The sequence below is a fragment of the Vibrio sp. 1CM23M genome (genome assembly GCF_023161755.1).
GTDB lineage: Bacteria > Pseudomonadota > Gammaproteobacteria > Enterobacterales > Vibrionaceae > Vibrio > Vibrio coralliirubri.
The window spans coordinates 167,706-190,697 of record NZ_JALNTR010000004.1 but is presented as its reverse complement, the minus strand read 5'-3'; the positions used below and the strand labels follow the sequence as shown (position 1 = coordinate 190,697).

The 22,992-nt window shown below is 45.0% G+C and carries 21 protein-coding genes; 17 read left to right on the top strand and 4 right to left on the bottom strand.

The genetic code is table 11. The features are described from left to right. Nucleotides 1-138: 138 nt before the first annotated feature. A complete protein-coding gene (locus tag MSG35_RS15135; RefSeq protein WP_248384455.1) occupies nucleotides 139-1,611 on the bottom strand; it encodes an aminoacyl-histidine dipeptidase in 1,473 nt (490 codons plus the stop codon). A gap of 1,064 nt (nucleotides 1,612-2,675) precedes the next feature. On the opposite strand from MSG35_RS15135, the gene MSG35_RS15130 reads away from it, so the two are divergent. From MSG35_RS15130 to pgpA, 14 genes are all read left to right on the top strand, one after another. Then, the gene (locus MSG35_RS15130) at nucleotides 2,676-3,965 is read left to right on the top strand and encodes an NCS2 family permease (RefSeq protein WP_017060789.1); all 1,290 of its coding nucleotides are present in this window, start codon (nucleotides 2,676-2,678) and stop codon (nucleotides 3,963-3,965) included. An 84-nt stretch (nucleotides 3,966-4,049) separates the two neighbouring features. After that, the gene (tet(34), locus tag MSG35_RS15125; protein WP_009847475.1) at nucleotides 4,050-4,514 is read left to right on the top strand and encodes an oxytetracycline resistance phosphoribosyltransferase domain-containing protein Tet(34); all 465 of its coding nucleotides are present in this window, start codon (nucleotides 4,050-4,052) and stop codon (nucleotides 4,512-4,514) included. A gap of 89 nt (nucleotides 4,515-4,603) precedes the next feature. Continuing rightward, nucleotides 4,604-5,857, top strand: a complete 1,254-nt coding sequence (gene frsA / locus MSG35_RS15120; protein WP_048612254.1) for an esterase FrsA — start codon at nucleotides 4,604-4,606, stop codon at nucleotides 5,855-5,857. A gap of 144 nt (nucleotides 5,858-6,001) precedes the next feature. After that, nucleotides 6,002-6,391 (top strand): sigma factor-binding protein Crl, encoded by a 390-nt coding sequence (crl, locus tag MSG35_RS15115; RefSeq protein ID WP_017060787.1) that lies wholly within the window; start codon nucleotides 6,002-6,004, stop codon nucleotides 6,389-6,391. 76 nt (nucleotides 6,392-6,467) lie between these two features. Then, complete coding sequence (gene proB, locus MSG35_RS15110; RefSeq protein ID WP_170960819.1) at nucleotides 6,468-7,652, top strand: glutamate 5-kinase; 1,185 nt, start codon at nucleotides 6,468-6,470, stop codon at nucleotides 7,650-7,652. A gap of 66 nt (nucleotides 7,653-7,718) precedes the next feature. After that, nucleotides 7,719-8,969, top strand: a complete 1,251-nt coding sequence (locus tag MSG35_RS15105; RefSeq protein WP_248384454.1) for a glutamate-5-semialdehyde dehydrogenase — start codon at nucleotides 7,719-7,721, stop codon at nucleotides 8,967-8,969. A 156-nt stretch (nucleotides 8,970-9,125) separates the two neighbouring features. After that, the gene (gene nrdR, locus MSG35_RS15100; protein WP_004734394.1) at nucleotides 9,126-9,575 is read left to right on the top strand and encodes a transcriptional regulator NrdR; all 450 of its coding nucleotides are present in this window, start codon (nucleotides 9,126-9,128) and stop codon (nucleotides 9,573-9,575) included. A 40-nt stretch (nucleotides 9,576-9,615) separates the two neighbouring features. Further along, a complete protein-coding gene (gene ribD, locus MSG35_RS15095) occupies nucleotides 9,616-10,719 on the top strand; it encodes a bifunctional diaminohydroxyphosphoribosylaminopyrimidine deaminase/5-amino-6-(5-phosphoribosylamino)uracil reductase RibD (RefSeq protein ID WP_248384453.1) in 1,104 nt (367 codons plus the stop codon). A 46-nt stretch (nucleotides 10,720-10,765) separates the two neighbouring features. Then, nucleotides 10,766-11,422: a riboflavin synthase gene (locus MSG35_RS15090; RefSeq protein ID WP_048658105.1), complete on the top strand. Its 657-nt coding sequence runs from the start codon at nucleotides 10,766-10,768 to the stop codon at nucleotides 11,420-11,422. 107 nt (nucleotides 11,423-11,529) lie between these two features. Continuing rightward, nucleotides 11,530-12,639: a bifunctional 3,4-dihydroxy-2-butanone-4-phosphate synthase/GTP cyclohydrolase II gene (gene ribBA, locus MSG35_RS15085; protein ID WP_004734397.1), complete on the top strand. Its 1,110-nt coding sequence runs from the start codon at nucleotides 11,530-11,532 to the stop codon at nucleotides 12,637-12,639. Nucleotides 12,640-12,934: 295 nt separating this feature from the next. Beyond that, complete coding sequence (gene ribE / locus MSG35_RS15080) at nucleotides 12,935-13,405, top strand: 6,7-dimethyl-8-ribityllumazine synthase (RefSeq protein ID WP_004741508.1); 471 nt, start codon at nucleotides 12,935-12,937, stop codon at nucleotides 13,403-13,405. Then, entirely contained in the window at nucleotides 13,405-13,872 is a 468-nt protein-coding gene (gene nusB / locus MSG35_RS15075; RefSeq protein ID WP_004734399.1) for a transcription antitermination factor NusB, read from the top strand. The genes ribE and nusB overlap by 1 nt, the downstream gene beginning before the upstream one ends. A 114-nt stretch (nucleotides 13,873-13,986) precedes the next feature. Continuing rightward, entirely contained in the window at nucleotides 13,987-14,961 is a 975-nt protein-coding gene (gene thiL, locus MSG35_RS15070; RefSeq protein ID WP_248384523.1) for a thiamine-phosphate kinase, read from the top strand. Then, nucleotides 14,961-15,467, top strand: coding sequence for a phosphatidylglycerophosphatase A (gene pgpA, locus MSG35_RS15065; protein WP_048605519.1), 507 nt, complete (start codon nucleotides 14,961-14,963; stop codon nucleotides 15,465-15,467). The genes thiL and pgpA overlap by 1 nt, the downstream gene beginning before the upstream one ends. Before the next feature lie 112 nt (nucleotides 15,468-15,579). Here pgpA and dxs read toward each other — a convergent pair whose 3' ends face one another. From dxs to xseB, 3 genes are read right to left on the bottom strand one after another with little or no spacing between them, the layout of a single operon-like run. Continuing rightward, on the bottom strand, nucleotides 15,580-17,463 hold the full coding sequence (dxs, locus tag MSG35_RS15060; protein WP_048605516.1) for a 1-deoxy-D-xylulose-5-phosphate synthase: 1,884 nt from the start codon (nucleotides 17,461-17,463) through the stop codon (nucleotides 15,580-15,582). A 21-nt stretch (nucleotides 17,464-17,484) separates the two neighbouring features. Further along, on the bottom strand, nucleotides 17,485-18,369 hold the full coding sequence (gene ispA / locus MSG35_RS15055) for a (2E,6E)-farnesyl diphosphate synthase (RefSeq protein ID WP_248384452.1): 885 nt from the start codon (nucleotides 18,367-18,369) through the stop codon (nucleotides 17,485-17,487). Between the two features lie 20 nt (nucleotides 18,370-18,389). Next, nucleotides 18,390-18,632, bottom strand: a complete 243-nt coding sequence (xseB, locus tag MSG35_RS15050) for an exodeoxyribonuclease VII small subunit (RefSeq protein WP_004734405.1) — start codon at nucleotides 18,630-18,632, stop codon at nucleotides 18,390-18,392. Between the two features lie 298 nt (nucleotides 18,633-18,930). On the opposite strand from xseB, the gene pomA reads away from it, so the two are divergent. The 3 genes from pomA to thiI all read left to right on the top strand — a co-directional run bounded on the left by pomA (nucleotide 18,931) and on the right by thiI (nucleotide 22,422). After that, nucleotides 18,931-19,695: a flagellar motor protein PomA gene (gene pomA / locus MSG35_RS15045; RefSeq protein ID WP_017060778.1), complete on the top strand. Its 765-nt coding sequence runs from the start codon at nucleotides 18,931-18,933 to the stop codon at nucleotides 19,693-19,695. 12 nt (nucleotides 19,696-19,707) lie between these two features. After that, nucleotides 19,708-20,655 carry a flagellar motor protein MotB gene (locus MSG35_RS15040; protein WP_017060777.1) on the top strand — a complete coding sequence of 316 codons (948 nt, stop codon included), beginning with the start codon at nucleotides 19,708-19,710 and terminating at the stop codon, nucleotides 20,653-20,655. 318 nt (nucleotides 20,656-20,973) lie between these two features. Next, nucleotides 20,974-22,422: a tRNA uracil 4-sulfurtransferase ThiI gene (gene thiI, locus MSG35_RS15035; protein ID WP_017060776.1), complete on the top strand. Its 1,449-nt coding sequence runs from the start codon at nucleotides 20,974-20,976 to the stop codon at nucleotides 22,420-22,422. The last annotated feature ends 570 nt before the right edge of the window (nucleotides 22,423-22,992 follow it).

The following is a 22,992-nucleotide window of genomic DNA, read 5'->3' as shown; positions in this document are numbered from 1 at the left end:
TTATTTCTTTAGTCACAAATAGTCGATTACAAAGATTAGAAACAAAAACAGGTACTCATTGAGTACCTGTTTTATTTTGTGTCGATAAACGGTGTTTACTGTAAAACACCATTTACTGAACAAACATAGCTTATCGAATTAAGCTTTTTCTGGGATCGCTTCAAGCAATGCAACCATTTGGTTCCAGAATAGCTCAACGGTGTCGATCTTCACTTTCTCATCAGGAGAGTGCGGGAACTTGATGGTTGGGCCGAAAGAAACCATATCCATGTTCGGGTAAGGTTCTTTGAATAGACCACACTCAAGACCAGCATGGATAACCATGATGTTTGGCTTGTGACCGTAGATACCTTCGTACATGTCGCGGAAGATATGCATGATTTCTGAATCTGCGTCTGGTTTCCAACCTGGGTAAGCACCAGAGAACGCGATGTTAGCGCCTGCTAGTTCAGCAACAGAGTGAAGCATGCTTTCTACTTGTGAGCGACCTGAATCGATAAGAGAGCGGATCAGGCAAAGCACTGTGATTGAGTTCTCTTCTGTTGTGATAACACCTACGTTTAGAGACGTTTCCACAACACCTTCAATCTCGTCACTCATACGAATCACGCCGTTTGGACATGCGTTAAGTGCCGCGATAAAGCGAGCTTGGTCTGCTGACGCAAGTGCGCCCATTTCTACAGAAGCTTCTTCATTGAAAGTCACGATGCTGTCTTCTACTTTACCTAGCTCTGTTGAAAGCAGCTCAGTGTAGTAGTTGTATAGTGAAGCCAGTTTTTCTTGGTTTTCAGCAGGAACAGCAACCGTTACGAAACCTTCACGAGGGATCGCGTTACGTAGGCTACCACCTTTGAATTCGACGATGCGAAGGTCTAGCTCTTTTGCGTGACCCGCTAGGAAGCGAGCAAGCAGTTTGTTTGCGTTTGCACGACCTGTGTGGATGTCACAACCAGAGTGACCGCCTTTTAGGCCTTTTAGCGTTAGCTTACGTGTTACGAAGTCAGCTGGAATCGCGTTACGAGCAATTTCAAATGTCATTGCGCCGTCGATACCGCCAGCACAACCCATGTACACTTCGCCTTCTTGCTCTGAATCGGTGTTAAGAAGGATATCGCCTTCTAACCAACCCGCTTCAAGACCGAAAGCACCAGTCATGCCTGCTTCTTCATCTACTGTTAGTAGAACTTCGATAGGGCCGTGCTGGATTTCGTTTGAAGCAAGAACCGCTAGGCAAGAAGCCATGCCCATGCCGTTGTCAGCGCCAAGCGTTGTGCCTTTAGCTGTAACCCACTCACCATCAATGTATGGTTGGATTGGATCTTTAGCGAAGTCATGAACTGTGTCTTCGTTCTTTTGTGGAACCATATCGATGTGAGCTTGTAGCACTACACCTTTTTTGTTTTCCATACCCGCCGTTGCTGGCTTTTTGATGAATACGTTGCCCGTTGGGTCACGACGTACATCTAGGCCTTGCTCGGTTGCCCAAGCAATAATGTATTGAGCAAGCTCTTCTTCATGCTTAGAAGGGTGTGGGATTGAGCAAATCTTATCGAAGAACTGCCAGATAGGGGCAGGGGATAATTTACTGATCTCAGAATGGAATTCAGACACGGATGACTCCTTTTTTATTTAATAACCATATATTTAGGTTTTGTATGGGTAAAAACCTAGAACAAAAATCTAAAATATGGGTCTGTTTTGATGGCAACAGCATACCACTTGAGCGTTTTGACGAGTAGCGGTTCTAAACCTCAAATAGCTCAAATTTTGAAAGCGATCTTGTCCATCTGATCACAATTAAGCGCCTGGATGCTTATAAATGGCGCAAGCAAACGTTTGTTTAATTCTATTCTGTAATTTAATTACGAGAATGAGTTTGCAAAATAACCACAAATGGCAAGAAGTGTGACGTACAGCAAAAAATACTTGTAATCTTTTTTCTTTAGGGTATATTAATAACCAACTTCTGAGATGAAGAGTAAATGCTCAAAGGATGAGTCCGTTTTATCGCCTCCAAGGAACCGAGAAATCAAATTCGTTTTTTATTGATTTATTAAGGTGATAGTTATGAAAGGTTTACCATCTGCAATGTTCTGGATTAACAGCTCTGTTTACACTAGCAACTTTGCATACCCTACAAGCTTTGGTTACTAATACTGTAAGCATGTAACTCGAACAGTTTTGTTCACCCCTATATATTGGAATTCTTTTACAGCCCTTTTGGTTGACAGATTCTACCGCCACTCAGTTTTGAGTGGCGTTTTTTTTGCCTGCTACTTTTCCAAACCGCTTTCGCTTGTCACTTTCCCTGCAGTTCTGCGTGGTTGTTTTTTAAACGCCGAAATATCAATTTGCGCCTTATTACTGATCCTGTTGAAAAATACATAACTATTGTGGGTTTGAATTCAGAATTTACTGGCTAGATTCTCAATGAAAATAACCGATGGTAGAAAAAACAACCAACTAATTTTTCTGGATTTTTTGTTTTTAATTGTTTGTTTTTAAACACTATTTATCGATGTTATCTTAGTTTTTAATCGCTTTGTTTCATACGGCATTCTGATAAATATCGATTAGAGCCTTAATTCTATCTGGAATTTGTTATTTGATAACTTTATAATCCACAGCCAATCGATTACGCAACCGTTTACTTTTTACCCTTATAGGATTCGATAATGTTCGAAAAGCTATTCAAACTCAGTGAAAATGGCACCAATGTGCGCACTGAAATCATCGCAGGTCTAACAACCTTCCTAACAATGGCTTACATCATTTTTGTAAACCCAATGATTCTAGCTGATGCTGGTATGGACCATGGCGCTGTATTTGTAGCAACCTGTTTAGCGGCTGCTATTGGCTGTTTCATCATGGGCTTTGTTGCTAACTACCCAATTGCTCAAGCTCCAGGCATGGGTTTGAACGCATTCTTTACCTACGCTGTTGTAATGGGTATGGGTTATACGTGGCAAGTTGCTCTGGCAGCGGTTTTCGTATCAGGCGTAATCTTCATCTTCTTAAGCATCTTTAAGATCCGTGAATGGATTATCAACTCGATCCCTATGTCTCTGCGTGTTGGTATCTCTGCAGGTATCGGTCTTTTCCTAGCGTTTATTGCTCTTAGCAATGCAGGCATCGTTGTTTCTAACCCAGCAACTAAAGTTTCACTGGGCGACATTACCGCGATTGCTCCTATCCTAGGCTCACTTGGTTTCTTCCTAACGATTGCTCTTGTTCACCGTGGCGTGAAAGGCGCAGTAATGATTGCGATTCTAGCTATTACAGCTCTTGGCATTGTTATTGGTGACGTTCAATACGGCGGCATCATGTCTACACCACCAAGCCTTGCTCCTACATTCATGCAGCTTGATTTCTCTGCTGTATTTGAAATCGGTATGATTTCAGTGGTATTCGCATTCTTGTTCGTCGATTTGTTCGATACAGCGGGTACTCTGGTTGGTGTTGCAACGAAAGCAAACCTAATCAAAGAAGACGGCAAACTACCTCGTTTGAACAAAGCATTGCTTGCTGACTCTACAGCAACATCTATTGGTGCATTGCTAGGTACATCAAATACTACTTCTTATGTTGAGAGTGTTGCGGGTGTTGCTGAAGGCGGCCGTACCGGTCTAACGGCTGTTGTTGTTGGTATCTTATTCCTATTGGCTCTTTTCTTCTCGCCACTTGCAGGTATGATTCCGGCTTACGCAACATCAGGTGCACTTTTCTATGTAGCAATTCTGATGATGTCTGGCCTAGTTGGCATTGATTGGCGTGATCTTACGGAAGCAGCACCAGTCGTGGTAACATGTCTGCTTATGCCGCTGACGTACTCTATCGCTGAGGGTATCTCACTAGGTTTCATCGCTTACGCTGCAATTAAGCTGCTAAGTGGTAAAGGTCGCGACGTTTCACCTGCTGTGTGGGTAATGTCGGCTATCTTTATTCTTAAATACATTTTCGCTTAATCGTCTAGATTTCTGCTTAATCGCTGAAGAGGCTATGCTTGAAATAGCCTCTAATAACATGACAAAATTATTAGGTTTTATACTATGAGCAACAAATTCGTTATCACTTGGGACAACATGCAGACTTACTGCCGTCAACTTGCTGAAAAGCAAATGCCAGCAGAGCAGTGGAAAGGCATCTGGGCTGTAAGCCGTGGTGGTTTGGTTCCTGGTGCAATCTTGGCTCGTGAGCTAGGTATTCGTCACGTAGATACGATTTGTATTTCTAGCTACGACCACGATCACCAACGTGATATGACAGTAGTTAAAGCACCTGAAGGTGACGGCGAAGGCTTCCTAATCGTTGAAGACTTGGTTGATAGTGGTGACACTGCACGTAAGCTTCGCGAAATGTACCCTAAAGCGAAACTGATCGCTGTATGTGCAAAACCATCTGGCGCTGATTTGCTAGACGAGTACATTGTTGATATCGCTCAAGACACATGGATTGAGCAACCTTGGGATACTAGCCTAAGCTACGTTGAGCCAGTAAATCGCAAGTCAAAATAAGCGTAAACTTAGTTTTTTGAGAAATGACCCTTTATAGGGTCATTTTTTTTTATATTATTAGTGACAACCATTTCTTATTAAGTATCCCAATGTCTGAACCAGAAGAAACGAGCTCGAACCTTTCGGAAACTTTGTTTGTAAAGCACAAGCAGGCGAAAGAGACCTCAATGTTGACACAATACATGCCAAGCTCTGAAGCGTTATTGGATGAGAAGCGTGAACAGCAAAACTCATCATGGTATCGAAACCTAAGACGTCTTCAGTGGGTATGGCAAGGCGTTAATCCAATAGAGCAAGAAGCGGTATTGGCTCGCATCGCGTCATCAGATAACTCTCGTACAATCGACGAGTGGCTTGATACGGTTATGGGTTACCGAAGTGGTAACTGGGCATACGAATGGACCAAGCTGGGTATGCAGCATCAAAATCGTTCTAATGAGAAGAACGGTGAAGAGATGGCTGAAGAGCTGTTTTCAGCATCGCTGTGCTTTAGTATTGCGGGTTACCCACATCTCAAGAACGACAACTTGGCAGCTCAGGCTCAAGTGCTGGCCAATGCAGCGTATTCTGAAGCGATCAAGCACACTAAGTTGATCGTCAAACAGATTGATATTCCATACCAAAACAAGAAGATCAAAGCGAACTTGCATCTAACCAAGACAGATAAACCACAACCGGTTGTGATTGTCAGCGCGGGTTTAGATAGCTTGCAAACCGATATGTGGCGCTTGTTTAGGGATTACTTAGCACCAAAGAACATTGCCATGTTAACGGTAGACATGCCATCGATAGGGCACAGTGCACATTGGCCGTTAACAGAAGACTCATCTTGTCTTCACCAAGCAGTGCTGAATGAATTGCCTAACATCCCATGGGTCGATCACCACAAAGTCGGCTTGTTTGGTTTCCGCTTCGGTGGCAATGCGATGGTGAGATTATCTTTCCTTGAGCAACATAAGATTAAAGCGTGTATCTCTTTAGGCGCGCCAATTCACGATATCTTTGTTCATGCAGACAAACTTAAGCAGATGCCTAAAATGCATCTAGATGTGTTGGCTTCGCGCCTTGGTAAAGGGGCGGTCGATATCAATAGCCTTTCTGGGCAGTTGATGGCGTGGTCACTTAAGGTACAAGGTTTGCTGTCAAACAGTAAAACCAGCGTTCCTATCTTGGCATTGGCTCTGGAAGGTGACCCGGTTTCACCGCCAATGGATAATCAACTGGTTGCTATTTACAGTGATTACGGAAAAGCGAAGAAAATCAAAGCTAAGTCAATTACACAAGGTTATGAGCAATCCCTCGAATTGGCGATAAAGTGGCTTGAGGATGAATTATTTAGATGACATTTCTCCTAAATTAGTTAAGCATGAAAAGTGTACAAACTAAGTACCTGATACTCAGAGGTAATTTATAAAATCCAAATGCGTAGTTTCTACGTATAACAGTCTGAGTAACGTCATTCTTAACATTGAAAATGGAGATTCAATATGTCAGAAGTGACACAACAACCTACGCATTACCGCTTGTTGAATGTTTTAAAGGCGATCGGGCCTTACTTAAGGGAACCGCAATCAGAAGAAGGCCACTATATCTTTGATTGCTTGTCTGTATGTGTGAACGATAAAAAATCACCAGAAGAACGCGAGTTTTGGGGCTGGTGGCTGGAATTGGATAAGTCAGAAGAGGGATATTCGGCGAAGTACAATATCGGCAAGTACAACATCGATGGTAACTGGGATTCTTTGCCGTTACCTAAAAAGGCGGTAGCTGAGGTCTCTCGAACTCAAGAAGCCTTCCACAAGAAACTGGTTGATGAACTTCAAAGTAAGTTTGAAATCAGTATCCAATTAGACGAAGAGTCTGTCGAATTCGTCTAATTTTAAAGGTTACTCTTCTATATAAAGCAAAAAGGTGCGATTTCGCACCTTTTCTGCTTGTGAATTCCCCTTTTGATTGCTAAAACATCACCTCTTATTTGTTTTATCCATAAAAGACTTCATGACAACAAATCATCAAAGCGGGACAACAACACAGCGTAAAACTGTCGTTGTTAAACTGGGTACCAGTGTCTTAACTGGTGGAACATTGGCATTAGACCGCGCTCATATGGTTGAGCTGGTTCGTCAATGTGCAGAATTAAAAAAACAAGGCCACTCTGTGGTTATGGTTTCGTCTGGTGCAATTGCAGCAGGACGTGAGCACCTTGGTTACCCCGCACTTCCCAACTCAATGGCGAGTAAACAGTTGCTTGCGGCAGTTGGGCAAAGCCAGTTGATTCAAGTTTGGGAGTCTTTGTTTGCTATCTATGGTCTTAAGATTGGCCAGATGCTACTGACTCGTGCTGATCTCGATGATCGCGAGCGTTTTCTTAATGCACGTGACACGATCAACGCACTTGTTGAGCACGATATTATTCCGGTAGTAAACGAAAATGACGCAGTAGCCACCAACGAAATTAAAGTGGGCGACAATGATAACTTGTCGGCCTTAGTGGGTATTTTGTGCGGTGCTGATAAGCTTTTGCTACTAACAGACCAAAAAGGCCTGTTTACGGCTGACCCTCGTAAAGATCCAAATGCTGAGCTCATCAAAGAAGTGAAAACCATTGATGACACACTGCGTAAGATCGCAGGCGGCAGCGGTACGACGTTAGGTACTGGCGGCATGGCGACAAAACTGCAGGCTGCGGATATTGCTCGTCGCGCTGGCATCGAAGTGATTATTGCTGCGGGCAGTGCTGAAAATGTGGTGTTTGACTCACTGAGTGACAACCCACAAGGCACACGTTTCTTGCCGTTAGCCGAAGCGCTTGAAAACCGTAAACGCTGGATTTTAGCGGGTCCTGCTTCAGCTGGTGACATCGTGGTCGACGACGGCGCCGTAAACGCTGTTAACACCAAAGGCAGTAGCTTGTTGGCAAAAGGGGTTGTTCGAGTTAAAGGCGAGTTCTCTCGTGGTGAAGTTACCCAAGTCACAGACAGCAAAGGCAAAGTAGTAGCGCGTGGTATCGCTAGCTACTCAAGCCAAGACCTAGCAAAAATTGCAGGTAAGCACAGTAAAGATATTGGCGACATCCTTGGATACGATTATGGGTCAGAAGTCATTCACCGTGACGACCTAGTTGTGATTCAAGAGTAGCTCGTGATGATAAGGCGAATCGCCTTTTTGCATCCAAAGACAGACAGAATTTAGGGAGAGTTAAACGTGGATTTAACTAACATGGGTATCGCAGCAAAAGACGCTGCTTTCCACCTAGCGACCGCATCAACGGCGCAAAAGAATAAAGCATTGGCGATTATCGCTGATGAACTAGAAGCAAACGCTGCAACGATTTTAGAAGCGAATGCGAAAGATATCGAATTAGGTCGCGAAGCTGGTCTAACTGATGCACTGCTTGATCGTCTACTTCTTAATGAAGAGCGCTTAACCGGTATCGCTAACGATGTGCGTAACGTGATTAGCCTGAATGACCCAGTTGGCAGCGAAATCGACAGTAAGGTACTGGAAAACGGTATGTCACTGTCTCGCCGCCGTGTGCCACTTGGTGTGGTGGGTGTTATCTACGAAGCGCGTCCGAACGTAACTATCGATATTGCAGCTCTGTGTCTGAAGACAGGTAACGCAAGTATCCTACGTGGTGGTAAAGAGACGTTCTTCTCGAACATGGAACTGGTTAAAGTTATCCAGTCTGCATTAGAGAAAGCGGAGCTTCCAGCCGCTTCTGTTCAGTACATCGAGAAGCCTGATCGTGAACTCGTTTCTCAACTGCTTAAACTGGACGACTACGTGGATATGATCATTCCTCGTGGCGGCGCTGGCCTGCACAAGATGTGTAAAGAGAACAGCACCATCCCAGTAATCATCGGCGGCTTTGGTATCAGCCATATCTTCGTTGATGAAAGCGCTGATATTGAGAAATCTGTCGATGTGGTCGAAAACTCAAAAGTTCAACGTCCATCGGCATGTAATTCATTGGATACACTGCTAGTGCATGAAGCGATTGCTGAAGCTTTCCTTGCTAAGCTAACACAGCGTTTAGCGGGCAAAATAACCTTGGTTGCTGACGCGAGTGCAAAATCATTGCTTACTGGTTTTGAGGACCAACGTGATGCGGTTGAAGGCGACTTTGACACTGAATGGCTAAGCTACACGTTAGGCGTGAAAGTTGTTGCGGATGTGGCGGAAGCGATTGACCACATGCGTGTACACAACGCGAGTCACTCAGACGCGATCATGACTAACAGCCTAGAGAGCTCAGAGCGTTTCATTAACTCTGTTGGTTCTGCAGCGGTTTATGTGAATGCATCAACACGTTTTACTGATGGTGCACAGTTTGGTTTAGGTGCTGAAGTTGCCGTGTCTACTCAGAAATTGCATGCTCGCGGCCCAATGGGCTTAGAAGAGCTGACAAGCTACAAATGGGTAGGTAAAGCGAACTATTTAGTCCGCGGTTAACGCTGGTCGTTAATTTTACTCCTCAGCTCATTTTTGAAATGGCGATCGAGTAGCAATAATCAATGAATCACCACACAAAAGGGCCTTAATTGGCCCTTTTTCTTTCCTAACGTTTGGCAATTCCGTTACACTGATATTCAATTATTTGGAGGTGATATGCATTGTCCTTTTTGTTCAGAGAACGACACTAAAGTAATCGATTCAAGACTGGTAGCCGATGGCCATCAGGTTCGTCGTCGCCGTCAATGCCTTGCATGTAGTGAACGTTTTACTACGTTCGAATCGGCAGAACTTGTGATGCCTAAGGTCATAAAGTCGAATGGAAACCGCGAACCATTTAATGAAGATAAAATGGTGGGTGGTGTACAGCGCGCCCTAGAAAAACGCCCAGTGAGTGCTGATGCGATTGAACTTGCGATCAGTACGATTAAGTCACAACTCCGTGCAACTGGTGAGCGTGAAGTACCAAGCGAGATGATTGGTAATCTTGTGATGGGCCAATTGAAAGAATTGGATAAAGTGGCGTACATTCGTTTTGCCTCTGTTTACCGCAGTTTTGAAGACATCCGAGAGTTTGGCGAAGAAATCGCTAAATTAGAGGATTAACTCCTCAATCATGTCAAACTTTACTCCCCTAGATTTTCAAATGATGTCGCGTGCTATTCAGTTAGCAAAACGCGGCATTTACACTACTGCACCCAACCCGAATGTGGGTTGTGTCATTGTACAAACTGATGGTCAGATCGTTGGTGAAGGTTTTCACGCGAAAGCAGGTGAGCCTCATGCTGAAGTACATGCCATGCGAATGGCGGGCGACAAAGCAAAAGGCGCGACGGCTTATGTCACGCTAGAGCCTTGTTCTCATTACGGTCGAACGCCACCTTGTGCTGAAGGTTTGATTAAGGCTCAAGTAACCAAAGTGATTTGTGCCATGCAGGACCCAAACCCAAAAGTCGCAGGTCGTGGTATCAAAATGCTACGCGACGCGGGTATTGAGGTTGAAATTGGTTTGTTAGAGCAAGATGCTCTTGATTTGAACCCTGCATTTATCAAGCGTATGCAAACTGGCATGCCATTTGTTCAGTTGAAGATGGCGGCTAGCCTTGATGGTCAAACTGCATTGGAAAATGGCCAAAGCCAGTGGATCACATCGCCAGAAGCGCGTCGTGATGTTCAGAATTATCGAGCAAAAGCGGGCGCAGTGTTATCCACAAGCCAAACGGTGATTGAAGATAACGCCTCGTTGAATGTTCGCTGGGCAGAGTTGCCAAGCAGTATTAAAGCTCATTACGCTGAAGATGAACTTCGTCAGCCAATTCGCGTGATTCTTGATCGTCAAAATCAACTGCGTCCTGAGCTCAAGTTATATCAGTCGCCAACACCAGTGTTAAGAGTGGCTGAAGCGTCTGCGGATATTGAAGTAGGAACCACAGATGCAGGTCAGCTCGATTTGCACGATCTGATGCGTCAATTACCTGCCAATCATATCGACCATATTTGGGTCGAAGCGGGCGCAACATTGGCAAAAAGCTTGATTGAAGAACAGCTGGTGGATGAGCTAATCCTCTATTTAGCACCTAAACTTATGGGCAGTGACGGACGAGGTTTGATGGGCGCATTAGGGCTCACTTCAATGTCTGACGTTATTGACCTAGAAATTAAAGATGTTCGACAGGTTGGTGTGGATATTCGCATTGTGGCGAAACCAATTGTGGCTAAACCAATAGCAGCGAAACCACTCTCGAAATAGTTACTCCAACTGCATACGTGTCGTTGACAACAAAAAGAGTTTTAAAATGTTTACAGGAATTGTAGAAGCCGTAGGTACATTGAGTGCAATCACTCCCCGCGGAGAAGACATCACCGTAACGGTCAACGTTGGCAAGCTTGATATGGCTGACGTTCAGTTAGGCGACAGTATCGCAACCAATGGTGTGTGTTTGACAGTCGTTGAATTCAACGACCACAGCTACAGTGCAGACCTTTCGCTTGAGACCCTGAAAAAAACGGGTTTTGTCGATTACCAAGCGGGCGATAAAGTTAACCTTGAGAAAGCAATGTTACCAACCACGCGTTTCGGTGGACACATTGTGTCTGGTCACGTTGATGGCGTGGGTGAGATTGTTGAACGCAACCAAGTTGGCCGTGCAATTGAGTTTTGGGTAGAAATGCCAGCAGAGATCTCAAAATACGTCGCTCAAAAAGGCTCAATAACGGTCGATGGCATCAGTCTGACTGTGAACGATTTACGCAAGAACGCATTCAAGCTGACTATCGTTCCTCACACCTCTTCAGAAACCACCATCGACCAATTCAATGTAGGTCGTAAAGTGAATTTAGAAGTCGATGTATTAGCGCGTTACATGGAGCGTTTACTGCAAGGTCAGCAACAAGAATCTGAGCCTGAATCTCGATTAACGATGGAATTCTTACAGCAGAATGGTTTTGCCTAACCGTTAATACAAAGTAATTAAGCGAGACTTTGTAAAGCGAAGCAATATCATCAGGTTTAAATAGTGTCGGTTCTAGGAAGCAGAACCATTTCAAAGGATATAGAACAATGCCAATTAGTACTCCTCAAGAAATTATTGAAGACATTCGCCTAGGAAAAATGGTTATCCTGATGGATGATGAAGATCGCGAGAATGAAGGCGATCTGATCATGGCAGCAGAACATGTTACGCCAGAAGCGATTAACTTCATGGCAATGTACGGCCGCGGTTTGATCTGTCTAACGCTGACTAAAGAGCGTTCAAACCGTATGGGTTTAGCACCTATGGTTCAAGACAATAATGCACAGTACACCACTAACTTTACGGTTTCGATTGAAGCGGCAGAGGGTGTAACAACCGGTATTTCAGCATCCGATCGTGCAGTGACGGTTCAAGCTGCAGTAGCGAAAGACGCAAAAGCGGCTGACTTAGTTCAACCTGGTCATATCTTCCCACTGACAGCTCAAGAAGGTGGCGTATTAACGCGTGCTGGCCACACTGAAGCGGGGTGTGATTTAGCTCGATTAGCGGGCTGTGAACCAGCATCGGTTATCGTAGAAATCCTAAACGACGACGGTACTATGGCGCGTCGCCCTGACCTTGAAGTGTTCGCAGAAAAGCACGACATCAAGCTTGGCACTATTGCTGACTTGATTGAGTACCGTAACAACACTGAAACGACAATTGAGCGCGTTGCACAATGTCATTTACCAACAGAGTTTGGTGATTTCGAGCTTGTGACTTACCGCGATACAATTGATAACCAGATCCACTACGCAATGCAAAAGGGCGACTTGTCTGTAGGCGCTCCTTTAGTGCGTGTTCACCTGCATGATACATTTACCGATCTGCTTCATTCAGACCGCGGTACCGAGCGCAGCTGGTCGTTAGATAAAGCGATGAAGCGCATTGGTGATGAAGGCGGCGTGTTGGTTATTCTTGGCAACGAAGAGTCGTCTGATTCTTTGATCCACAAAGTGAAGACATTCGAAGCGCAAGATAAGAACGAGCAGCCAACCATGGCTAAGAAGCAAGGTACTTCTCGTCGTGTTGGTGTCGGTTCTCAGATTCTTCAAGACCTAGGCGTACACGATATGCGTCTGCTTTCTTCGAGCACTAAGCGTTACCACGCATTGGGTGGTTTTGGTCTTAACGTTGTTGAGTACGTTTGCGAATAAATCCTATGTCAACAAGCAGACGTCTCTCCGTTTGTAGCGACATAATTTACCGATGATTTCAGTGGCTCTTTTGGTGATAAATCTTGCCAAAAGAGCAAAGTAGCCAAGTTCGACTCAAAACGTGTTCAATACACAAACTTGGCTACTCGCTGTTCCTATATGCTTGGGATTGGCGCTGCATTATCATCTTTACATTGCCGGTGTCTGTTCTTCTAAATTACCATTAGATATTGCTCACAGTTTTGTGCTAGAATCCGGCGATTCTCACTTGATGAAAATAGTTAAAGGAAGGCTTATGAAAGTGATCGAGGGTGGCTTCCCAGCGCCAAATGCAAAAATTGCTATCGTTATTGCTCGTTTCAACAGTTTTATTAACGAAAGTTTACTTTCTGGTGCAATCGATACTTTAAAGCGTCATGGACAAGTAAGCGAAGACAACATCACTGTTGTTCGTTGCCCTGGTGCAGTTGAACTTCCACTTGTAGCGCAGCGCGTTGCAAAAACAGGCAAGTTCGATGCGATTGTATCTCTTGGTACAGTAATTCGTGGCGGTACACCTCACTTTGACTATGTTTGTAGTGAATGTAATAAAGGTTTGGCACAAGTGTCTCTGGAATACTCTCTTCCAGTAGCGTTTGGTGTTCTTACTGTTGATACGATCGATCAAGCTATTGAACGCGCAGGAACCAAGGCTGGTAATAAGGGTGCAGAAGCAGCACTTAGCGCACTTGAGATGATCAACGTTCTTTCTGAAATCGATTCCTAATGGGGGCCAGTGTGAAACCAGCCGCACGTCGTAACGCACGTCAATTTGCTCTACAAGCAATTTATTCTTGGCAAATTACTAAAGAAAATATTGCTACCGTTGAAGAACAGTTCTTATCTGGTGGTAAGTATGATGAAGAAGAGCATCATGCTGCAGAACCTGCACTTGCTATGCCAGAAACAGACGTTGCATACTTCCGCGACCTGCTAACTGGTGTTGCTCTTAGCCACATGGAACTTGATAGCAAGCTTCGTCCATTCGTATCTCGCCCTATGCAAGATCTGGATCTGATGGAACTAGCGCTTCTACGTTTAGCTATGTACGAGATGACTCGTCGCGAAGATGTACCATACAAAGTGGTTATCAACGAAGCTATCGAGCTTGCGAAAGTATTCGCAGCAGAAGACAGCCATAAGTTTGTTAACGGTGTGCTTGATAAAGCTGCACCGCACGTTCGTAAGAAATAAGACGTTCGTATATTGAATCTAAAGGTCAGCTATCATGCTGGCCTTTTTTGTAACTAAATTTCTGTAATATCCATGATTACAGCGATTTTTATGAGACTAAAGATAGGGCATGTGATGTCTGGCGAATTTAACCTGATTGAAAAATATTTTGTAAATCGACAACCACAACGTAAAGACGTACTTCTGGCTGCGGGTGATGATTGTGCTTTGGTCAAAGCGCCAAGCAATGTTGAGATAGCGATCAGCACGGACACCTTAGTTGCGGGTACTCACTTCTTAGCGGAAGCGAACCCAGCTTGGGTTGCACATAAAGCCTTGGCGTCTAACATTAGCGACCTTGCTGCTATGGGGGCGACGCCTGCTTGGGTTTCATTTGCGTTAACCATGCCTGAAGTGGATGAGGCATGGCTTGCTCCTTTCTGTGACTCCTTTTTTAAACTCGCAGACTACTTTGGTATCCAGTTAATTGGTGGTGATACAACTAAAGGGCCACTAAGTCTGACATTGACTGTACAGGGCTTTGTTCCTGAAGGACGAGCACTGCGTAGAGATGGCGCTAAAGTGGGGGACTGGATTTACGTAACGGGTAGCCTAGGTGACAGTAAAGCTGGCCTCGAAGTGTTACTTAACCCCGAACAGAACAAAGCTAAGCCTTATGCACTTGAGCTTGAAGAGAGACACTACATCAGCTCTCCACGAGTGCTCGCGGGCCAGGCGCTCGTTAATCTTGCTTCGTCTGCTATTGATATCTCTGACGGCGTGATTGCTGACCTAAAGCATATCCTGAAGCGTTCAGAGGTTGGTGCAAGCATTGATGTGAGTTGCCTTCCTATCTCTCCAGAGCTACGCCAGTTTGCTTCTGATGTCGCTTCGGCTCAACAGTATGCGCTCACCAGTGGTGAAGAGTACGAACTGTGCTTTACTGTGCCGGAAGAGAATAAAGGGTCATTGGAAAGTGCTTTGTCACACACTGGCACAAAAGTCACCTGCATTGGCCAGATAAGACCTGTAGAATATTTTGAATTACACAATAATGGTGAACCACTGAGTTGGAACTTAACTGGTTACGATCACTTTAAGGTTAATTGATGACAAACCCACTTTCTCTTATTTCTCTTAAAAACCCTTGGCATTTCTTAGCAACAGGTTTTGGTAGTGGCTTATCGCCTATTATTCCCGGCACCATGGGTACGCTCGCCTCTATTCCATTGTACTTATTGTTGGTTCAGCTACCGTTCCCTGCTTACGTTGCAGTGGTGGTTGTAAGCTGCATTATTGGTATTAAGATCTGCCAAGTAACGTCTGATGATATGGGCGTGCATGATCACGGTTCTATCGTTTGGGATGAGTTTGCGGGCTTTTGGATCACCATGAGCTTGGTGCCGATGCTGAATATCCCTGCTGATGACTGGAAATGGCTGCTGACTGGTTTTGTGCTTTTCCGCTTCTTTGACATGGTAAAACCATGGCCGATTGGTTGGTTAGATGCGCGAGTTCATGGTGGTTTGGGTATCATGATTGACGATATTGTGGCGGGTATTATGGCGGCGATTTCGTTGTATGCCGTAGCGCATTTCGCGGGTTGGTTAGTGTGAGTTAGCTCAAGGCTTAGTTGGTGGTACACCAAACTAATTAACGGATACTAAAAAGGTTGACCCTAGGGCCAACCTTTTTTGTTTTGTCGTTTATGCCGCTTGCTTGTGAAAGTTATTTAGCAAGGTAGTCAGAAATAGACTTCTCAATACCTTTCGCGTCTAAGCCTAGCTCTTCATGTAGCTCGCCTTGAGTGCCTTGAGCAATGAACTTGTCAGGTAGGCCAAGGTTCAATACTGGCATCAGTAGTTTCTCTTGCATCAAGAATTCAATCACACCCGCACCCGCACCACCTGCGATTGCGTTTTCCTCGATAGTAACCAGTACATCGTGGTCAGCAGCAAGTTGCTTGATCAGAGCTTCGTCTAGCGGTTTCACAAAACGCATGTCTGCAACGGTCGCATCGATAGCGTCAGCGGTTTGAAGCGCACTTTCTAAGAAGGTACCGAAGCTTAGGATAGCGACTTTCGAGCCATCTTTTGCTTTCGCACTTTCACGAACGATACGACCCTTACCAATCTCAAGCGCAGTAAACTCACTTTGGATCTCAGTGCCCATGCCATTACCTCGAGGGTAACGAACGGCACTTGGACCTGTGTGTTGGTGGCCAGTGTATAGCATTTGGCGACACTCGTTTTCGTCACTTGGTGCCATGATCACCATGTTTGGAATACAACGCATAAAGCTTAAGTCGAACGCACCTTGGTGTGTTTGACCATCTGCGCCGACAAGACCTGCACGGTCAATCGCGAACATGACCGGTAGATCCATGATAGCTACATCGTGGATCAGTTGATCGTAGCCACGTTGTAGGAACGTCGAGTAGATAGCCACAATCGGTTTATCACCCGCAATCGCCATACCGGTTGCTAGCGTCACAGCGTGCTGCTCAGCAATAGCAACGTCGAAGTATTGTTCTGGATATTCTTTAGAGAAACGTACCATGCCAGAGCCTTCACGCATTGCAGGCGTGATCGCCATCAGCTTAGGATCTTGCGCGGCCATATCACACAGGAAGTCGCCAAAAATCTTAGAGAAAGTTGGTTTAGAGCTGGTGCTCTTAGGGAGACTGGAGTGTGCTGGATCGAATTTCGGTACGCCGTGGTAACCGATTGGATCTTTCTCAGCTGGCTCGTAGCCTTTGCCTTTCTTAGTCATGATATGCAGGAACTGAGGACCTTTTAGGTCTCTCATGTTCTTCAGCGTTTTAATCAGCTCATTGACATCGTGACCATCAATTGGGCCAATGTAGTTAAAGCCTAACTCTTCGAACATGGTGCCAGGGACAACCATGCCCTTTAGATGTTCTTCTGTACGACGAACCAGCTCTTTAATCGGCGGAACGCCTGATAGCACTTTCTTGCCGCCCTCACGAATTGACGTGTAAAGACTGCCAGAAAGAACTTGAGCTAGGTGGTTGTTTAGCGCACCTACGTTTTCAGAGATCGACATCTCGTTATCGTTCAGGATAACCAGCATGTCATTGTGAATATCGCCCGCGTGGTTCATGGCTTCAAATGCCATACCCGCAGTAATCGCGCCATCACCAATCACACTCACGACTTTACGGTTCTTGCCTTCTTTCTTCGCACTGATAGCCATACCAAGTGCAGCACTGATCGACGTTGAAGAGTGACCAACAGAAAGGGTGTCGTATTCGCTCTCTTGACGCCATGGGAATGGGTGCAGCCCATCTTTTTGACGGATAGTCGACAAGCGGTCGCGACGACCAGTAAGAATTTTATGCGGGTATGCTTGGTGGCCAACATCCCAAACCAACTGGTCAAAAGGCGTGTTGTACACATAGTGCAGAGCAACTGTCAGCTCCACTGTACCTAAGCCTGACGCTAAGTGACCGCTTGACTGGCTCACTGAGTTAAGAAGATAGGTACGTAATTCATCACAAAGCTGTGTCAGCGTCTCTTTTGGAAGTAGACGCAAATCCTCTGGCTTATCAGCCAAAGCAAGAGTTGGGTACTTTGATATATCAAGAGTCATAGGTAATGCGCGCTTATTGTCTTAGTTCTTGCGCTCGATGACGTATCGGGCGAACTCTTCGAGTGACTGGGTATTGTATGGGATTGCAGCCAAAGCTTGAAGCGCTTCCTGTAGCAGAGTTTGCGCTTTTTCTTGAGCGCCCTCTAAACCTAACAAAGAAGGGTAGGTGCTTTTGTTCAATTCTTGGTCAGAACCCTGTGGTTTACCCAAAGTTTCAGTATCGCCAGTAATATCTAAAATATCATCCTGAACCTGGAATGCTAATCCAATGGCATCGGCGTACTTGTCTAATTGAGGCATCACTTCAAGCGCTTTTTCACCAGCAGCAAGCGCACCTAAACGAATCGCACATTTCATTAGCGCGCCCGTTTTATTGCGGTGAACTTCTTCTAACTCTTTTAGCGTGACAGAGCGGTTTTCAGCTTCAATATCAAGTGCTTGCCCAATACACATACCTTGTGCACCAGAGGCTTCAGCTAGGCGTTGAATCATTCGAACGCGATTGCTTTCACCGTCAGCACTTAATGTACCTTCCGCAAGTATAGTAAACGCGAGAGTTTGTAGTGCATCGCCAGTTAAAATTGCCGTTGCTTCATCGTATTTGATGTGACAAGTCTGATGGCCACGACGCAGTTCATCGTCGTCCATTGCTGGAAGGTCGTCGTGAATCAGAGAATAGGCATGAATACATTCGATTGCAGATGCTGGAGTGTCGAGTTCTTCAGCGGTGCAGCCGAGCATTTCCCCTGTAATGTAGACAAGAAATGGACGTGCGCGTTTACCGCCTAAAAGTAACCCATAACGCATCGCGTTGATCAGGTTCTGATCTTGGTGTGGTAGGCGATCAAGCCAAAGGTTCAATTGCTCGTTATTACGTGCTTGATAAGACAATAAAGTCTCGATCATAGGGGATCTCATACAATTCGTTATTCTGGTTGTGGGTTAAAGTCACTAAGTTCTGCGTTTTCATCATTTTGCAGTAGGATGCTAACACGCTGTTCAGCATCATTTAGTTTGCTTTGACCGGCACGAGCGAGGGAGATGCCTCGTTCGAACTTTTTCAGCGCATCATCTAAAGCTAGATCACCATTTTCTAGTTGATCAACCAAGCCATCAAGCTCTTCGATTGCTGCTTCAAAGCTCATATTTTCAGGTTTCTTAGTAGCCATAATAAATCTGCGTTTGGAAAGATGAACGAACGTTACCCTAGGCCGCTGAGATGGTCAAATGTAACCAAGAAATTTTGCTAGAAAGTTCGTTTTTAAGGGGCTTGAACGCACTTTGCTTGAATAACCTTAGCTTTATCGAGTTTATGCGCTACGTATAAGAGCAAAGTAAGCCAATAGTTGGGATTCAAAAACGAAAAGTGTGATACTTAGGCCAAGAATTTACTAAAAGATCTTATAGTCTTGCCGATACAAAGATTATCGTCGACATAGAGCTACAAAAAAGCATGAGGAGTGCTCAGTGGATTTAGCAACCCTAATAGGTTTGATTGGTGGATTTGCCTTTGTAATTATGGCAATGATCCTAGGTGGAAGCCTCGGGATGTTCTATGACACGACATCCATTTTGATCGTCGTTGGTGGCTCAACTTTTGTTGTTCTAATGAAGTTCACCATGGGACAGTTCTTTGGTGCGACTAAAATCGCAGGCAAAGCTTTTATGTTTAAAGCGGATGAGCCTGAAGATCTTATTGCGAAAGTTGTAGAGATGGCTGATGCGGCTCGTAAAGGTGGTTTCTTAGCACTGGAAGAGATGGAAATTAACAACAGTTTCATGCAAAAGGGCATCGACCTTTTGGTGGATGGCCATGATGGAGATGTAGTTCGTGCTGCACTGCAAAAAGACATCGCATTAACCACAGAGCGTCATGAGCAGGGCGCAAAGGTGTTCTCTGCATTTGGTGATGTAGCACCCGCGATGGGTATGATTGGTACCTTGGTTGGCTTGGTTGCCATGCTTTCTAACATGGATGATCCAAAAGCGATCGGTCCTGCGATGGCGGTGGCACTTTTGACCACTCTATATGGTGCGATTCTTTCGAACATGGTGTTCTTCCCAATTGCGGACAAGCTTGCGCTGCGTCGTGACCAAGAGACCCTCAACCGTCGTTTGGTTATGGATGGCGTACTCGCGATTCAAGATGGTCAGAACCCACGAGTAATCGATGGTTACCTGAAGAGCTACCTAAACGAAGGTAAGCGTACGATTGATGGTGAACCGGCGTAAGAGGAGTTGAAGATGGATGAAGAGAATCCATGTAAATGTCCTCCTCCAGGGTTGCCTCAATGGATGGGGACATTTGCTGACTTGATGTCACTGCTGATGTGTTTCTTCGTACTACTGCTCTCATTCTCTGAGATGGACGTACTGAAGTTCAAGCAGATCGCTGGCTCGATGAAATTTGCGTTTGGTGTACAAAACCGCTTGGAAGTGAAAGACATTCCTAAAGGCACCAGCATCATTGCACAAGAGTTCCGCCCTGGTCGCCCAGAGCCGACACCGATTGATGTGATCATGCAACAGACCATTGATATTACACAGCAAACGCTTGAGTTTCATGAAGGTGAATCTGAGCGTGCTGGCGGTACCATGCGTGACCAAGGCAAGATGACCGGAGGCAAGTCGCCAGAGGTTTCGACTCACGACAATCAAAACTCTGAGTCAGACCAACAGCAACAACAAGCCGAGGCTCAATCGCAAGAGATGGAAACCTTGATGGAAAGCATCAAGAAGGCGTTGGAACGAGAGATCGACCAAGGCGCGATTGAAGTTGAAAATCTTGGCCAGCAAATAGTGATTCGAATTCGTGAAAAAGGCGCATTTCCATCGGGTTCTGCTTTCCTACAGCCTAAGTTCCGACCTTTGGTGAGACAGGTGGCTGAGTTGGTGAAAGATGTTCCGGGTATCGTTCGAATCTCAGGGCACACCGATAATCAACGTCTTGATTCCGAGCTTTATCGCTCTAATTGGGACTTGTCATCACAGCGAGCAGTGTCTGTTGCTCAAGAGATGGAAAAGGTGCGTGGTTTCTCTCATCAACGCTTGAGAGTACGCGGCATGGCGGATACCGAGCCAGTCGAGCCGAACGATACTGAATGGCAACGTAGCCTCAACCGCCGCGTTGAAATCAGCATCATGCAGGGCGAGCCGCTTTACAGTGACGAAGTGCCTGTTATTAATGAATAGCCGATAGGTGTACACACGGTAGCATCCAGATAGCATCGAAAGCCCAACCTTATAATGAGGTTGGGCTTTTTGTTTGCTGGTCTTCGATGGTTCTCTCTGCGGCATTTATGTCGATTCGAAACCTGCTACTGTTAATAACAAGCGGTTTAATGAGGGTGTTACAGCAAGCACTCTTTTCCTTGCTTCACTTTCTCATGTATAATTCGCGCCCTTAGATTTAGATATGATCTATTCTTGCTTCAAGTGCTGTGTAAATTCTCTAATTTACTTAGCGATGAGCGTTTTCAAAATTTTGAACATTAATGTTGTGAAAGTACTATGAAATTTATTGTTAAGCCCCATCCGGAAATTTTTGTAAAAAGTGAATCGGTGCGTAAGCGCTTCACAAGGATTCTAGAGTGCAACATTCGTAACGTTATTCAACGTCGCTGTGAAAGTGTTGCGGTATTCAACCGTCGCGATCATATCGAAGTGACGTCTGAGAGTGACCAGTACTACGCAGAAGTGTTAGAAGCTCTGACTCACACTCCAGGTATTCACCACTCTCTTGAAGTACAACAGTCTGAGTTCAAAGACTTGCACGATATTTATGAGCAAGTACTAGAACGCAGCCGTGCTGACATTGAAGGCAAGACTTTCTCTGTTCGTGCTAAGCGTCGTGGTAAGCATGACTTTACTTCTATTGAACTTGAACGCTACGTAGGCGGCGGTCTAAACCAAGCGGTTGAGTCAGCGAAAGTTCGACTTAAGAACCCTGATGTAACCGTTAAGGTTGAAGTGGCTAACGACAAACTTAACCAAGTTCTAGCTCGTCACAAAGGCCTAGGTGGTTTCCCTCTTGGTACTCAAGAAGATCTACTAAGCTTGATCTCTGGCGGCTTTGACTCTGGTGTTTCAAGCTACCTGCACATCAAACGTGGCTCTAAGGTTCACTACTGTTTCTTCAACCTTGGTGGCCCAGCGCACGAGATTGGCGTTAAGCAAGTGGCTCACTACCTATGGAATAAATACGGCTCATCTGCAAAGGTGAAGTTCATTTCTGTAGACTTTGAACCCGTGGTTGCTGAAATCCTTGAGAACGTAGAAGACGGCCAAATGGGCGTTGTTCTTAAGCGTATGTTCATGCGTGCTGGTGGTATGGTTGCAGAGCGCTTCGGTATTGAAGCTCTAGTAACAGGTGAAGCACTTGGTCAGGTTTCTAGCCAAACGCTAACTAACCTTCGCCACATCGACAACGTGACAGACACTTTGATTCTTCGTCCGCTTATCAACTGGGACAAAGAAGACATCATTGACCTTTCTCGTATCATCGGTACTGAAGACTTCGCTAAAGTAATGCCTGAGTACTGTGGTGTGATCTCTAAGAAGCCAACAGTGAAAGCGAAGAAAGGCAAACTAGAAGCAGAAGAAGCTAAGTTTAACTTTGAAGTACTGGATCAAGTGATCGAGAACGCTCGTGTTATGGATATCCGTGACATCGAGAAAGAGAGCCAAGAGCAAGCGCCTGAAGTTGAACAAGTTCAAGCTGTTGCTGAGCACGCTATCGTTCTTGATATCCGTAGCCCAGAAGAAGAAGACGAAAGCCCATTAGAGATCGAGGGTGTTGAAATTAAACACATCCCATTCTTCAAGCTTTCGACTCAGTTTGGCGACCTAGACCAAGCGAAAGAGTACTTGCTGTACTGTGACCGTGGTGTAATGAGCCGTCTACAGGCGCTTTACCTACAAGAGCAAGGCTTCCATAACGTTAAGGTTTACCGCCCATAGTGGTGTATTGACCAACCGTTAATCATTTTGCAAAGCCGCTTACTGAAAAGTAAGCGGCTTTTTTATTTTCTATTGTGAATGATTTACAGTAGTCAGACAGAGGCGTGAGTTTGGGCGTGCTATCGTCATGCTCAGCTTTGAAATTTTTGATTGATAGAAAGAGTAAGCTCTAAACGGGCTTATAAGTACCGAAGAAGTGTGAGTATCTTGAAGTATTCTGTTACTTTTTAGTGCAACTCAATGGTGCTATTTGTATGTGTTCAGTTGATTATTTGAGTGGGTGTCTGATTCTGTGATTGGCGATGAAAAATAATAAAGATTAATTAGCACAGCTATTGATAAACTTGTTGTTACATTTCTTTGCACATAAAAAAACACCGCCCATAAGGCGGTGTAAACAAATTTGACAGACAGGTCAAAATAAATACAGGAAGTACATGCCTCGTTTCAGTATAAACTGCAACAAAACATTTGGTAGAACTCTACCCAACTCGAAAAGAACGAGTTTGCAAACACAACATCGCAGGAGCTAAGCCAATTGATTCTAGAGAGAATCAAGCCGTTCAGGCT